The 13,070-nt window shown below is 67.6% G+C and carries 12 protein-coding genes; 7 read left to right on the top strand and 5 right to left on the bottom strand.

The window, feature by feature from the left end:
* Window positions 1-3 precede the first annotated feature (3 nt).
* The 3 genes from AC5P5M_RS05430 to hemC all read left to right on the top strand — a co-directional run bounded on the left by AC5P5M_RS05430 (window position 4) and on the right by hemC (window position 3,075).
* Complete coding sequence (locus AC5P5M_RS05430) at window positions 4-1,047, top strand: sensor histidine kinase (RefSeq protein ID WP_053517194.1); 1,044 nt, start codon at window positions 4-6, stop codon at window positions 1,045-1,047.
* 10 nt (window positions 1,048-1,057) lie between these two features.
* The gene (locus AC5P5M_RS05425; protein WP_053517196.1) at window positions 1,058-1,789 is read left to right on the top strand and encodes a LytR/AlgR family response regulator transcription factor; all 732 of its coding nucleotides are present in this window, start codon (window positions 1,058-1,060) and stop codon (window positions 1,787-1,789) included.
* A gap of 374 nt (window positions 1,790-2,163) precedes the next feature.
* On the top strand, window positions 2,164-3,075 hold the full coding sequence (hemC, locus tag AC5P5M_RS05420) for a hydroxymethylbilane synthase (RefSeq protein WP_065181615.1): 912 nt from the start codon (window positions 2,164-2,166) through the stop codon (window positions 3,073-3,075).
* A gap of 68 nt (window positions 3,076-3,143) precedes the next feature.
* Here hemC and AC5P5M_RS05415 read toward each other — a convergent pair whose 3' ends face one another.
* Both AC5P5M_RS05415 and AC5P5M_RS05410 read right to left on the bottom strand, forming a co-directional pair.
* Window positions 3,144-3,920, bottom strand: coding sequence for a DUF481 domain-containing protein (locus tag AC5P5M_RS05415; protein ID WP_065175204.1), 777 nt, complete (start codon window positions 3,918-3,920; stop codon window positions 3,144-3,146).
* Window positions 3,921-4,026: 106 nt separating this feature from the next.
* Complete coding sequence (locus tag AC5P5M_RS05410) at window positions 4,027-4,629, bottom strand: LolA family protein (protein WP_065175203.1); 603 nt, start codon at window positions 4,627-4,629, stop codon at window positions 4,027-4,029.
* 83 nt (window positions 4,630-4,712) lie between these two features.
* On the opposite strand from AC5P5M_RS05410, the gene AC5P5M_RS05405 reads away from it, so the two are divergent.
* Both AC5P5M_RS05405 and AC5P5M_RS05400 read left to right on the top strand, forming a co-directional pair.
* Window positions 4,713-5,684 (top strand): helix-turn-helix transcriptional regulator, encoded by a 972-nt coding sequence (locus AC5P5M_RS05405; protein ID WP_053520325.1) that lies wholly within the window; start codon window positions 4,713-4,715, stop codon window positions 5,682-5,684.
* Between the two features lie 25 nt (window positions 5,685-5,709).
* Complete coding sequence (locus tag AC5P5M_RS05400) at window positions 5,710-6,504, top strand: MetQ/NlpA family ABC transporter substrate-binding protein (RefSeq protein WP_053520324.1); 795 nt, start codon at window positions 5,710-5,712, stop codon at window positions 6,502-6,504.
* A 73-nt stretch (window positions 6,505-6,577) separates the two neighbouring features.
* Here AC5P5M_RS05400 and glpK read toward each other — a convergent pair whose 3' ends face one another.
* From glpK to AC5P5M_RS05385, 3 genes are all read right to left on the bottom strand, one after another.
* Complete coding sequence (glpK, locus tag AC5P5M_RS05395) at window positions 6,578-8,077, bottom strand: glycerol kinase GlpK (protein WP_277381102.1); 1,500 nt, start codon at window positions 8,075-8,077, stop codon at window positions 6,578-6,580.
* A gap of 63 nt (window positions 8,078-8,140) precedes the next feature.
* The gene (glpD, locus tag AC5P5M_RS05390; RefSeq protein ID WP_495205632.1) at window positions 8,141-9,652 is read right to left on the bottom strand and encodes a glycerol-3-phosphate dehydrogenase; all 1,512 of its coding nucleotides are present in this window, start codon (window positions 9,650-9,652) and stop codon (window positions 8,141-8,143) included.
* A 158-nt stretch (window positions 9,653-9,810) separates the two neighbouring features.
* Window positions 9,811-10,446 carry an OmpW/AlkL family protein gene (locus tag AC5P5M_RS05385; RefSeq protein WP_053520322.1) on the bottom strand — a complete coding sequence of 212 codons (636 nt, stop codon included), beginning with the start codon at window positions 10,444-10,446 and terminating at the stop codon, window positions 9,811-9,813.
* Between the two features lie 187 nt (window positions 10,447-10,633).
* On the opposite strand from AC5P5M_RS05385, the gene AC5P5M_RS05380 reads away from it, so the two are divergent.
* Both AC5P5M_RS05380 and aceF read left to right on the top strand, forming a co-directional pair.
* The gene (locus tag AC5P5M_RS05380; RefSeq protein ID WP_495205631.1) at window positions 10,634-11,149 is read left to right on the top strand and encodes a DNA-deoxyinosine glycosylase; all 516 of its coding nucleotides are present in this window, start codon (window positions 10,634-10,636) and stop codon (window positions 11,147-11,149) included.
* A gap of 167 nt (window positions 11,150-11,316) precedes the next feature.
* A complete protein-coding gene (gene aceF / locus AC5P5M_RS05375) occupies window positions 11,317-13,044 on the top strand; it encodes a dihydrolipoyllysine-residue acetyltransferase (protein WP_495205630.1) in 1,728 nt (575 codons plus the stop codon).
* The last annotated feature ends 26 nt before the right edge of the window (window positions 13,045-13,070 follow it).

The following is a 13,070-nucleotide window of genomic DNA, read 5'->3' as shown; positions in this document are numbered from 1 at the left end:
CCCATGTCACCGGCCAGCACGCCTCCCTGGATGCCGGAACTGTGCCGCCTGCGGCGGCTGGCGGCGATGCTCGGCCTGGCCGAGCTGGTGGTGGTGCTGCTGGCCCTGGCCCCCGATGGCAGCCGTCACTGGACGGTGGGCGAGCTGCTTTCGGCCAGCGGTTTCGCACTCTGGCTGGCGCTGGCGGTGACCGCCAGCCTGTGCATGCTGCGGCAGGCGCTGTCGAGGCTGCCACCGCTGCTGGGCGCCGCTGCGGCGATCGCACTGGCGGCGCTGATCGCCGTGGTCTGCGCGGGCATTATCCACGCGCTGTATGCCGTGCTGGGCGACAGCTTCGCCCGTGGCATCAGCTTCTGGCGCTTCACCCTTGGCAGTGCGGCCACCAGCGCACTGATCAGCGCGCTGGCCCTGCGCTACTTCTACGTGAGCGACCGCTGGGCCGCGCAGGTGCAGGCCAACGCACGTGCACAGGCCGATGCACTGCAGGCCCGGATCCGTCCGCATTTCCTGTTCAACAGCATGAATCTGATCGCCAGTCTGCTGCATCGTGATCCGGCGGTGGCCGAACGCGCCGTGCTGGACCTGTCCGATCTGTTCCGCGCGGCGCTGGGGGCGGGCGATGGAGACTCCACCCTGCAGGCCGAATGCGAGCTGGCCGAGCGTTACCTGTCGATCGAGTCGCTGCGCCTGGGAGAGCGCCTGCAGGTGCATTGGCAGCGTGACGAGCCACTGCCGTGGGAGCAGCCGCTGCCGCGGCTGGTGTTGCAGCCCCTGGTGGAAAATGCGGTGCTGCATGGCATTTCGCGGTTGCCGGAAGGTGGCACCGTCGAGCTGCACGTGGCGCGCGAAGGCAACGAGCTGCACATCCGCGTACGCAATCCCGCTCCCGATCCACAGATGCCGGGGCTGGCCCTGGCACGCGGCGCCGGGCATGCCCAGCACAGCATCGGCCATCGCCTGGCGTGGCGCTTCGGCAGTGCCGCACGGATGACGGCCGGCTGGAGCGAGGGCTACTATGCCTGCCAGGTGACGGTGCCGATCCAGTGAGGGAACGATCGTGAGGGTAGTCATCGCCGATGACGAACCGCTGGCGCGCGAGCGCCTGCGCAGCCTGCTGGCCGCGCAGGAGGGGGTGGACGTGGTGGCCGAGGCCGGTAACGGCGAGCAGGCCCTGCACGCCTGCGCGGAACTGCAGCCGGACCTGGTGCTGCTGGACATTGCGATGCCCGGACTGGATGGGCTGGAAGCGGCCCGTCACCTGGCCAGCTTCGAGCCACGCCCGGCGGTGGTGTTCTGTACGGCCTACGACGCGCATGCCTTGTCGGCATTCGAAGCGGCGGCCATCGACTACCTGATGAAGCCGGTGCGTGCCGAGCGGCTGGCAGCGGCCATCGCGCGCGCACGGACCTTTCTGGCCGGGCGCGGGGGGCAGCCACAGCACGACGCGGGGCAACAGGCACGCAGCATGCTGTGCGCCCGGCTGCGGGGCAGCCTGCGGCTGATTCCACTGGATGACATCCATTACCTGCAGGCCGAGGAAAAGTACGTGGTGGTGCACCACGCGCGTGGTGAGGACCTGATCGAGGAGTCGCTGAAGTCGCTGGAGGAGGAATTCGCCAGCCGCTTCGTGCGCATCCACCGCAACTGTCTGGTGGCGCGGCACGAACTGGTGGAACTGCGTCGTGGCGTGGGCGGGCAGGTGCAGGCGGTGCTCCGGCATGGCAAGCAGCCGCTGGAGGTCAGCCGCCGCTGTGTGGCGACGCTGAAGCAGGAACTGCGGCATCTGTGAGTGTCCGACTCACCCTCGCGAATTTCCCGGTGACGGACGGCAACGTGTTATCGGGTGGGAGAGAGGGGTCAGATCCCTTTTCCGCAGGAAAAGGGATCTGACCCCGAGAGCCGCTGGCTGTTGCTTCTGCTTCTTTCTTTTGATCTTCCGTGGCTGGCGCACACGGAAACTGTCAGAGGCCGGGCGGGGTGGGTTGCGCAGGGGCGTGAGCCGCATGGATGCGGCGACCGAGCTTACATGGACGTGCTTGCAGCGGCCCCTGCGCAGCCCATCCCGCCCGGCCAAGCACGGCTGTTGCTTCAGCCTTGTCCCCAGCCAGCCACGAGGGGCTCCGCCGTTGGCCGTATCCGCGCCGAAGGCGCGATAATGACCGGATGGAAACCGTCCGCATCGCCACCCGCAAGAGCCCGCTCGCCCTCTGGCAGAGCGAACACGTCGCCGACCGCCTCCGCCAGGCCCATCCCGGCCTGCACGTGGAGCTGGTTCCGATGAGCACGCGCGGCGATGAAGTGCTCGACCGCTCGCTGGCCGCCATCGGTGGCAAGGGCCTGTTCCTGAAGGAACTGGAGCTGGCCATCCTGCGCGGCGACGCCGACTGCGCCGTGCATTCGCTGAAGGATGTGCCGATGGAACTGGATGCGCCGTTCGTGCTGCCGGCCATGCTGCCCCGTCATGACCCGGCCGACGGCTTCGTCTCCAACCTCTATGCCTCGCTTGATGCGTTGCCCATCGGCGCGCGCGTCGGCACGTCCTCGCTGCGCCGCCAGGCCCAGCTGCGTGCGCTGCGCCCGGACCTGGAACTGCTGGACCTGCGTGGCAACGTCAATACGCGCCTGGCCAAGCTCGACAACGGGGGCTACGACGCCATCGTGCTGGCCGTCGCCGGGCTGGAGCGCCTGGGACTGGGCGATCGGATCGTGCTGCGCCTGCAGCCGCCGCACTGGCTGCCGGCGCCGGCGCAGGGCGCGGTGGCCGTGGAGTGCGATGGCAGCAATGCGCCGCTGATGGCCCTGTTCGCTGTGCTCGATGACGCCGCGACGCGCGCCTGCGTGGAAGCGGAGCGGGCAATGAACCGCGCGCTGCATGGCAGCTGCCATGTGCCGGTGGCGGCGATCGCGCAGTGGCAGGGGCAGGACCTGCACCTGCAGGGGCTGGTCGGCAGCGCCAGCGATGGCCGTGCGGTGCGCGCCGAAGGCGTGGGCCCGGCCAGCGACCCGGACGCGCTGGGCCAGCGCGTGGCGCAGAGGCTGCTCGATGGCGGGGCGGGTGAGCTGCTGAACGCCTGACCCGGCCGATTTCCTCGGCCAGGCGCTGCGGAACAGAAAAGAGAACGGGCGCCAGGCGCCCGTTTCGCTTATTTGAACTTGTAGACCACGTTCATGGTGGTCAGCGTATCGGTCTTGCGCTTGTCCACCGCGACGTCGCTGTTGTAGCGGGCCTGCCAGCCGGCCTTCAAGGCCAGGTGTTCATTCATGCTCACCGACAGGCCGAAATCGTTCTGGCCGAAGGTGTTGTACGACCCCGATTCGACCAGCAGCGTGTTGACCAGATCGGTGTTCTCGGTAAGCGAGTACTTCATGTCGAACAGGCCACGACCGATCAGCCCGGTACGGGTGCGATCATCCTCGGTGCTGTGGGTGCGGCGCACACCGGGGCCGACCTGGGCATCGAAATAGAAGCGCTCGGTACTCCACAGACGGGTGCCGTAACCCAGACCGAACGAGCTCTGGCGGTCGTAGGTGGCGAAGTCATCGCGCTCGGTACGCACCGTGGCGGTCAGCTGGCGGTGCTCGCCCAGCTGCAGCGCGCTGCCGGCGCTGCCGGTGTAGCGGTTGGCGGTGGTGTTGTTGCGGCGGGTGGTGGTGCCGTCGTCGTTGGTCTCGGTCACCTTGGAGCTGGAACGCAGGCCGAACAGGTCCATGCTGTGCACCCAGTCACCGTCGGTGTAGCGCAGGCGCAGGCGGCCGTTGAAGCTCTCGGTGCTGCTGTTGCCGCGTGCCGAGGCGAAGCCGAGCTCGCCGCCGCTGCCGCTCCAGGGCGAGGACATCGCCGCCAGTTCGGATGCATCCTGCGCGTATGCCAGCGGGGCGCAGAGCAGCAGGGGAATCAGCAGGGACACGCGCAGGGACATCGAGGCTTCTCCGAAGCGGTTAACAACCCGTGATGATACTGGAAGCGTGATGGCCGTCCGCCCCATGGCGCTGGCCGCTTCAGCAGGCGTTGTCACCGCTCCCCATTCAGGGCAGCTCGATGCGGAGGGAGGGGTCGTTGAAGCGCGAATAGCGCAGGCGCAGCTGGAACACCTTGCCGTTGCTGCTGCCGCTGCGCACGATCTGGCGTGGCAGGCCCTGCCCATCCACCCAGTACTCCAGGCGCTCGCCGGGGCCGGCGCCACGCAGCCGGTAGCGGCGGGTCTGGACCCCGTCCAGCGTCTGGCTGCCCAGATCCTCGGCCTGCAGCGCCGCGGGCGCGACGTCGGCCGGCAGCGGCGTCCGCCATTGCTCGAGCAGACCGGGCGGCGTCGGCACCTGGCGGATGGCCCCGTCGGCCTGCAGGAACATCGTGTCACCGATGATGGTCTGTGCACCGGCCGCCGTCTGTACCCGGAATCGGTCCGGGGCCACGAAGTCCATCGCACTGCGGACCGGCTGTGGCGTACCCAGCACTTCCAGTTCCGCGTGGAAGCTGCGCAGGGCGGCGAACCGTTGGCTGGCGGCCAGTACCGCCTGCGCCGGGTCGGCCTGCGGAACGACCGCGTCGCCGCCGGACGGCGCTGGGGGGCGACCACAGGCAGCCAGCAGCAGGCAGGCCAGCAGGGGCAGGGCGGGCAACCGGCGCATGGGAGGGCTTTCGCAGAGGGCGGGGCGCCCACGATAGCCCAAACCCCCCACACAAGACCCGCGACTCGGACATAATCGGGGGCATGGACCGATACGAACGCATCACCGCCCTGCATCGTCTGCTCAAGTCCGCGCGCTATCCGGTGACGGTGGCGACCCTGCAGGACAAGCTCGGTTGTTCCCGTGCCACCGTCTACCGCGACCTGGCGTTCCTGCGCGACGCGCTGATGGCGCCGATCGAGGGCGATGGTGAGGCCGGCTTCCGCTACCACGCCGACGAAAGCGACCGCTTCGAACTGCCCGGCCTCTGGCTCAGCTCGGAGGAGCTGCATGCCCTGCTGGCATCGCAGCACCTGCTGGCCCGTACCGGCGGGGGCGTGCTGTCTTCGGTGCTGGCACCGCTGCAGCAGCGCATCGAAAGCCTGCTGGCCGCGCAGGCGGGGGTCTCCAGCTGGCCGGTGGACCGGGTGCGGGTCATTCCGCATCGCGGCCGCAAATTCGACGAAGGCAGCTTCCGCAGCGTGGCTTCGGCCGTGCTCGAGCGGCGCCAGCTGGGCTTCGAGTACCGCGCCCGTTCCACCGACGAACCGACCAAGCGCACTGTTTCGCCGCAGCGCCTGACCCACTACCGCGACAACTGGTACCTCGATGCGTGGGACCACGACCGCGAGGCCCTCCGCAGCTTCGCGGTGGACCGGATCCACAAGGCGCGGGTGATCGACCACACGGCCCGTGACGTGGCCGACAGCGAACTGGACGAGCAGCTGGGTGCCAGCTACGGCATTTTCTCCGGTGCGCCGAAGGGCTGGGCCACCATCCTGTTCAGCGCCAAGGCTGCGCGCTGGGTCGCCGATGAGCACTGGCATTCCAAGCAGCAGGGCCGTTTCCTGGCCGACGGCCGCTATGAACTGAAAGTGCCTTACAGCGTGTCACGCGAACTGCTGATGGATGTGCTGCATTACGGCTCGGATGCCGAGATCGTCGAACCGACGATGCTGCGCGAGCAGGCCAAGGCACTGCTCGAGCTGGCCCTGAGCAACTACGATAGATCCTGACCTCCCCCCGAGAATCATTCCGCCCATGAAGAAGACCCTGTTGCTGCCCCTGCTCGCCGCTGCGCTGGCCCTGACCGCCTGCGGCAAGTCCGGCGAGCCTTCGCAGAAGCTGGTGGTGGCCGCCACGGCCGTGCCGCACGCCGAAATCCTCGAGGTGGTCAAGCCGATCCTCAAACAGGAAGGCGTGGAACTGGACGTGCGCGTGTTCAACGACTACGTGCAGCCCAACGACCAGCTGGTGCAGAAGCAGGTGGACGTGAACTACTTCCAGACCGAGCCGTACCTGGACGCCTACAACCGCGACCGCAAGACCGATCTGGTGACGGTGATCGGCGTGCACATCGAGCCGTTCGGCGCATACTCGCGCAAGATCAAGTCGCTGGCCGAACTGCGCGAAGGCGCGGATGTGGTCATCCCGAATGATCCGAGCAACAACAGCCGGGCGCTGATCCTGCTGCACAAGGCCGGTGTGATCGAGCTGAAGGATCCGACCAATGCGCTGGCAACCCAGCGCGACATCGTCTCCAATCCGAAGCAGCTGAAGTTCCGCGAGCTGGATTCGGCGATGCTGCCCCGCGTACTGGATCAGGTGGACCTGGCCCTGATCAACACCAACTATGCATTGGATGCGGGTCTGAACCCGACCCGGGATGCGCTGGCGATCGAAAGCAAGGACTCGCCGTACGTGAACTTCCTGGTGGCCCGGCCCGACAACAAGGATGATGCGCGCGTGCAGAAGCTGGCCAAGGCGCTCACCAGCGCACAGGTGAAGACGTTCATCGAGACCAAGTACAAGGGTGCCGTGCTGCCGGCGTTCTGATGTTGGGGTAGCGCCGGGCCATGCCCGGCGGATTGGGGATTGATTCGCCGGGCATGGCCCGGCGCTGCCGCCCTCAATCGACGTGGAAGGCCAGGGTGGCGGCGACCGCCTGCTGCCACCCGGCATACAGCGTCTCGCGCCGTGATGCCGGCATCTGCGGCTCGAAACGGCGGTCCAGTCCCCATTGCGCGGCGATCTGTTCACGGCTTTCCCAGAATCCCACCGCCAGCCCGGCCAGGTAGGCCGCGCCCAGCGCCGTGGTCTCGGTCAGCCGTGGCCGCAGCAGCGGAACGCCGAGAATGTCGGCCTGGAAGCTGGCAAGGAAGTCGTTGCCGATCGCGCCGCCGTCGGCGCGCAGCTCGCTCAGGCCGATGCCAGCATCGGACTGCATGGCATCGAGTACATCGCGGGTCTGGTAAGCCATTGCTTCCAATGCTGCACGCACGAAGTGCGACCTGCTGGTGCCCCGGGTCAGGCCGAACATCGCTCCACGCACGTCGCTGCGCCAGTAAGGCGCACCCAGGCCCACGAACGCCGGCACCAGATAGACGCCAGCGCTGTCGCCGACCTTCGCGGCCAGCGCCTGGCTGTCGCTGGCCCGATCGATCATGCGCAGGCCGTCGCGCAGCCACTGCACCACCGAGCCGGCGATGAAGATCGACCCCTCCAGTGCATACTCCACGCGCCCGTCCAGGCCCCAGGCGATGGTGGTCAGCAGGCCATTGTGCGAACGCACGGCCTGCGTTCCGGTGTGCATCAGCATGAAGCAGCCGGTGCCGTAGGTGTTCTTCACCATGCCCGGCTGGAAGCAGGCCTGGCCGAACAGCGCGGCCTGCTGGTCGCCAGCGATACCGGCGATCGGAATCGGGTGGTCGAAGAAGAACTGCGGCCGGGTGTGCGCGTACACCGCGCTGGAGTCACGCACCTGCGGCAGCATGGCGCGCGGAATGTCCAGCAGCGCGAGCAGCTCGTCGTCCCAGTCCAGGGTGTGGATGTTGAACAGCAGCGTGCGTGCGGCGTTGCTGTAGTCCGTCACGTGTGCCTGGCCGCCACTGAGATTCCAGACCAGCCAGCTGTCGATGGTGCCGAACAGCAGTTCGCCACGCTCGGCGCGCTGTTGTGCGCCTTCCACGTGATCGAGGATCCAGCGCACCTTGGTGGCCGAGAAGTAGGCATCGATCAGCAGGCCGGTGCGTTCACGGATCAGCGCTTCGTGCCCCTGCGAGCGCAACCGCTCGCAGATGGCCTGGCTTTGCCGGGACTGCCAGACGATGGCGTTGTGGATCGGCTGGCCCGTGGCGCGTTCCCAGACCACGGTGGTCTCGCGCTGGTTGGTGATGCCCAGTGCGGCGATGTGGCGCGGGTCGATCTGTTCGCGGCTGAGCAGCTCGGTCAGCGTGGCGTAGACGCTGGTGAGGATCTCGCGCGGGTCATGTTCCACCCAACCGGGCTGCGGGAAAATCTGGGCGAACTCACGTTGCGCGCTGCCGACGATGTCGCCGGCGTGATCGAACAGGATCGCGCGCGAACTGGTGGTGCCCTGATCGATGGCCAGCACGTAGCGGGGCGTCATGCGGCGTCTCCGGTAGCGATGGGGAAATCCTACTGCATCGGCAGCGACGGGCCATGCCGGGTGTCACCGCGATCGGCCGGGCATGGCCTGGTGCTGCTGTTCCTCCAACCAGTCCTGCAGGCGTGCCACCTGTGCGGTGTCCAGCCGCAGTCCCAGCTTGCTCCGCCGCCACAGTATGTCCTCGGCGGTATGCGCCCATTCGTGATCGCGCAGGAACACGACCTCATGGGCGTGCAGCCCGCCGCCGAAGTGTTCGCCGAGATCGTCCATGCCCTGCACCCCGTGCAGCAGCTCGGTGCTGCGGCTGCCATAGGCCTCGGCCCAGCGCCGCGTGGTGTCCTCAGGCAACCACGGTGCGAGTCTCCGCAGGTGAGAGCGTGCCTGCACGGCATCGCCCCAGTCGCTGCCCGGCAGCGGCGTCCCGGCTGCCGTCCATGCCGGCCCCATCTGCGGCAGGTGGGGCCGCAGCAGATCCAGCGCTTCTTCGGCCAGAACGCGGTAGGTGGTCAGCTTCCCCCCCAGCACGTGCACGGCGGGCGCGCCCTGCACCTGCAACTGCAGGCGATAGTCGCGGCTGAGTCGTGCCGCGCGCGGATCCGGGTCGGCCAGCAGCGGGCGCACGCCGGCAAACTGCCAGACCACCTCCGTCGCCGTGATCGGCTGGCGCAGATAGCGGTTGGCCGCCTCGCACAGGTATGTCACTTCCGAAGGCAGCACGTGGCAGCGCGCCGGATCGCCCTGATAGTCGGTGTCGGTGGTACCCACCAGCAGGTGGTCGTGGGTGAAGGGCAGCAGGAATACGACCCGTCCGTCGGGCTGCTGCAGCAGGCAGGCGCTGTCATCGGGCCAGGGCCGGCGCAGCACGATGTGGCTGCCCTGCACCAGGCGCAGGGCCGGTGTGCCGCTGCGCGCCTGCATGCGTTGCAGCAGGCCTCCGGCCCAGGGACCGGCCGCGTTGGCCACGGCATGTGCATGCACCGTCTGATGCTGTCCCGCTGCATCGACCAGTACCGCCCGCCAGTGGCCCTGCTCGCCGTGCAGTTCGACGCAGCGGGTGCGGACCTGCACACGGGCACCGCGTTGCGCGGCATCCAGCGCGTTGAGCAGGACCAAGCGTGCATCGTCCACCTGCGCGTCGGCATAGCTGAAGGCCTGGTGCAACGATGGCGACAGCCACGTGCCCAACGGGTCGTGTGGCAGGTGCAGTGCGCGCGAAGCCGGAAACGCTGCGCCGCGATGGCCGAGGTGGTCATACAGCCACAGGCCGAGCCGCAGCATCCAGCGTGGCCGCAGGTGGGGTTCCCAGGGCAGCACGAAGCGCAGCGGCCGGACCAGGCAGGGCGCCTGCCTGCGGAGCACATCGCGTTCGCCGAGCGCCTTGCGCACCAGGCCGAACTCGCCCTGTTCCAGGTAGCGCAGCCCACCATGGACCAGCTTGCTGCTGGCGCTGGAGGTATGTGACGCAAGATCGTGCTGCTCGCAGAGCAGCACGCGCAGGCCGCGGCCTGCGGCATCGCGCGCGATGCCGGCGCCGTTGATGCCACCTCCGATCACCAGCAGGTCGATGTTGTCCATCACGATCACCGGCCTTCCGTCCTTTGCAGAGTCAAGCCCTGCTCGACGTCCGGAGAAAAGCAGTCGAGCACGGCCCGACTCTACACAGAACGCGGGTGACGAAAACGACGACGGGCCCCGAAGGGCCCGTCGCGTACAGACAGTGAAGCAGACGGTGCTTAGAAGCGGGCGCCGATACCCACGCCGACAGTCCACGGATCCAGCTTGGCTTCGCCGATCTTCTCGCCACCAACCTTCACGTCCGGGCGGGCGCGCATGTAGCGGGCATCAGCACGGGCGAACCAGGTGGAGTTGATGTTCATGTCGACGCCGACGGTGCCGATCACGCCCTTGGCATCCTTCAGGCGGATGTCGGAGCTGCTGCCGTCAGCCAGCGATTCGTTGCTGAAGGCCGACTGGAAGTAGCCCACGCCCACGAACGGGCGGAACACGTTGTCGGCCTGGCCGAAGTGGTACTGGCCGCTCAGCGCGACCGGCTGCTGCTCGACGCTGCCCAGGCGGGTGTTGCCCGGACCCTTGACGCGGTGATCGAACTTGTCGGCAGCGCCCCACAGCTCAACGGCCCAGTTGTCGTTGACGTAGTAGCTGAAGCTGACGGTCGGCGCCGGGCCGCCATCGAGCTTCTTGACGCCGGTGATCGGATCATTCTTCGGCTGCAGCAGCGTGACGCCGCCAACCACGGCAAAATGCTTGCCCGAGGCGGTGTCGGTGGTGCTGCTGTCCTGGGCGAAAGCGGCCGGCGCGAAGGCGGCGGAGGTCAGCAGGGCGAGACTCAGGATACGGATGGAGCGCATGGGGGTATCTCCTAATGTTTCTTGTTTTTGGGCCCCCGGTTGCGGGGCGAGCACACCGTAGTCGCCTCAACATGAATCGAATCCGACGCGCGTTAAAAAATAGTTCGCTCTGTTCAGCGATGAGTTCGAAAAGCCTGTTTTCATGGGGTTTTTGCTCTGGAGGAATGTTCATGCAGTTGCACAAACCGTGAGCGCGCCAACGCTCTGCACCGGCCTGCTCGCGCAGGTGAACACGCGATCGCGCGTGTTGCTGCTTGGTTCGATGCCGGGTGCTGCGTCGCTGCACGCTGGCCAGTACTACGCGCATCCACGCAATCGTTTCTGGCCGCTCATGTCCGATATCTGCGGCTTTGACGCTGGTTTGCCCTATCCGCAACGCATGCGCGCGCTGAACGCCGCCGGTGTCGGGGTGTGGGATGTGATCGGCCGATGCGAGCGCCGGGGCAGCCTGGATGCGGACATCGTGCGTGGCACGGAAGTGGCCAACGCGCTGCCGGAACTGATCGCCCTGCTGCCTGAGCTGCAGCTGATCGGCTGCAATGGTGCTGCGTCGATGCAGGCATTCCAGCGCTGGGTGCTGCCTGTCCTGGGGGCGCCACCGCGTGTGCTGGCGCTGCCCTCGACCAGCCCGGCCAATGCGGCCTGGTCGCTGCAGCGCCTGCGTCAGGCCTGGCAGCCGGTGGCCGATGCACTGGCGACATGAAGCGGACATCGTGCGGACAATACGCTACCCACTGGAGGTGCCTGCGCCCCATGGGCAACAGCGTGTCCCGGCTGCGTGCGTACTGAAAACACCTGTAACGGTTGGCGCTGGCCCCCGCTGGCCGCACAATAGACGTTTCCCTACACCAGATTGCCGGAGTTATCCCCATGGCCGAAATCAAGGAAGCACTTGTCCCCGATATCGGTGACTACAGCGATATCCCGGTAATCGAGGTGCTTGTCGCCGTTGGCGATACGGTCAGGAAGGACCAGGGCCTGGTGACGCTGGAAAGCGACAAGGCGACCATGGAAGTGCCGTCTTCGGTGGCCGGTGTGGTCAAGGAGATCAAGGTCAAGGTGGGTGACACCCTGTCCGAGGGCAAGGTCGTGGCGCTGATCGAAGTGGCGGCAGACGAGGCCGCAGCGCCGGCCGCTCCGGCCGCTCCGGCCCCGGCCCCGGCCCCGGCCAAGGCCGCTGCCCCGGCGGCTGCCACCCAGAGCGCCCCGGCCCCGGCGGCTGCCGCGCCGGCCGCCCCGGCTGCCGGTGGCGGTGCGGTTGAAGCCCGGGTGCCGGACATCGGCGATTACACCGACATCCCGGTCATCGAAGTGCTGGTCGCCGTGGGCGACACCGTCAAGAAGGATCAGGGCCTGGTCACGCTGGAAAGCGACAAGGCGACCATGGAAGTGCCGTCCTCGGTGGCCGGTGTGGTCAAGGAACTGAAGGTCAAGGTGGGGGACACCCTGTCGCAGGGCAATGTGGTGGCCATCATCGAAGCCGAGGGTGCTGCTGCGCCGGCGCCGACCCGCGAAGCGGCTGCGGCGGCCCCGGCCGCTGCCGAGACCGCCACCAAGGTCGAGCCGGTCGCTGTGCCCGCCCAGCCGGACAAGCTGGCGGCTCGTGAGATCGCGTCGGCCGGCGCTCCGTCCAGCCCGCCCGTACAGTTCAACGCCGATGGCGTGCTGCCGGCCAAGGTGCCGTATGCCACCCCGGCGGTGCGCGTGTTCGCCCGCGAGCTGGGCGTGGACCTGCTGCAGATCAGCGGTACCGAGAAGGGCGGGCGCATCACCAAGGGTGACGTGCAGAAATTCGTCAAGGCCGCGCTCAGTGGTGGCGTTCCGGCCGCGGGCGGCACCGCTGCCGCCGCAGGCGGTGGGCTGAACCTGCTGCCGTGGCCGAAGGTCGATTTCAGCAAGTTCGGCGAGACCGAAGTGCAGCCGCTGTCGCGCATCAAGAAGATCTCCGGCGCGAACCTGGCCCGCAACTGGGCGATGATTCCGCACGTCACCCAGTTCGACCAGGCCGACATCACCGATCTGGAAGCACTGCGCGTGGCACTGAACAAGGAGAACGAGAAGGCCGGCATCAAGCTGACCATGCTCGCCTTCCTGATCAAGGCCAGCGCCGCAGCGCTGAAGAAGTTCCCGGAGTTCAACGCCTCGCTGGACGCCAGCGGCGAGAACCTGACCCTGAAGAAGTACTTCAACATCGGGTTCGCCGCCGATACGCCGAACGGCCTGGTCGTGCCGGTGATCCGCGACGTCGACAAGAAGGGCGTGGTGCAGATCGCGCAGGAAACCGGCGAGCTGGCCAAGAAGGCGCGCGACGGCAAGCTGGGCCCGGCCGACATGAGTGGCGGCTGCTTCTCGATCAGCTCGCTGGGCGGGATCGGTGGCACCGCGTTCACCCCGATCGTCAATGCGCCGGAAGTGGCCATCCTGGGCGTGTCCAAGTCCTCCATCCAGCCGGTCTGGAATGGCAAGGAATTCGCACCGAAGCTGCTGCTGCCGCTGTCGCTGAGCTACGACCACCGCGTCATCGATGGCGCCCTGGCCGCACGCTTCACCACGTACCTGTCGCAGGTACTGGCCGACATGCGTCGCGTGCTGCTGTAAGGCACCCGCTTCGCCCCCACCGTGTG

It is taken from the genome of Stenotrophomonas sp. YJH_SMC_106-19 (genome assembly GCF_059368375.1).
The sequence above is the reverse complement of the archived record's forward strand: the minus strand, read 5'-3'. Positions and strand labels throughout refer to the sequence as shown.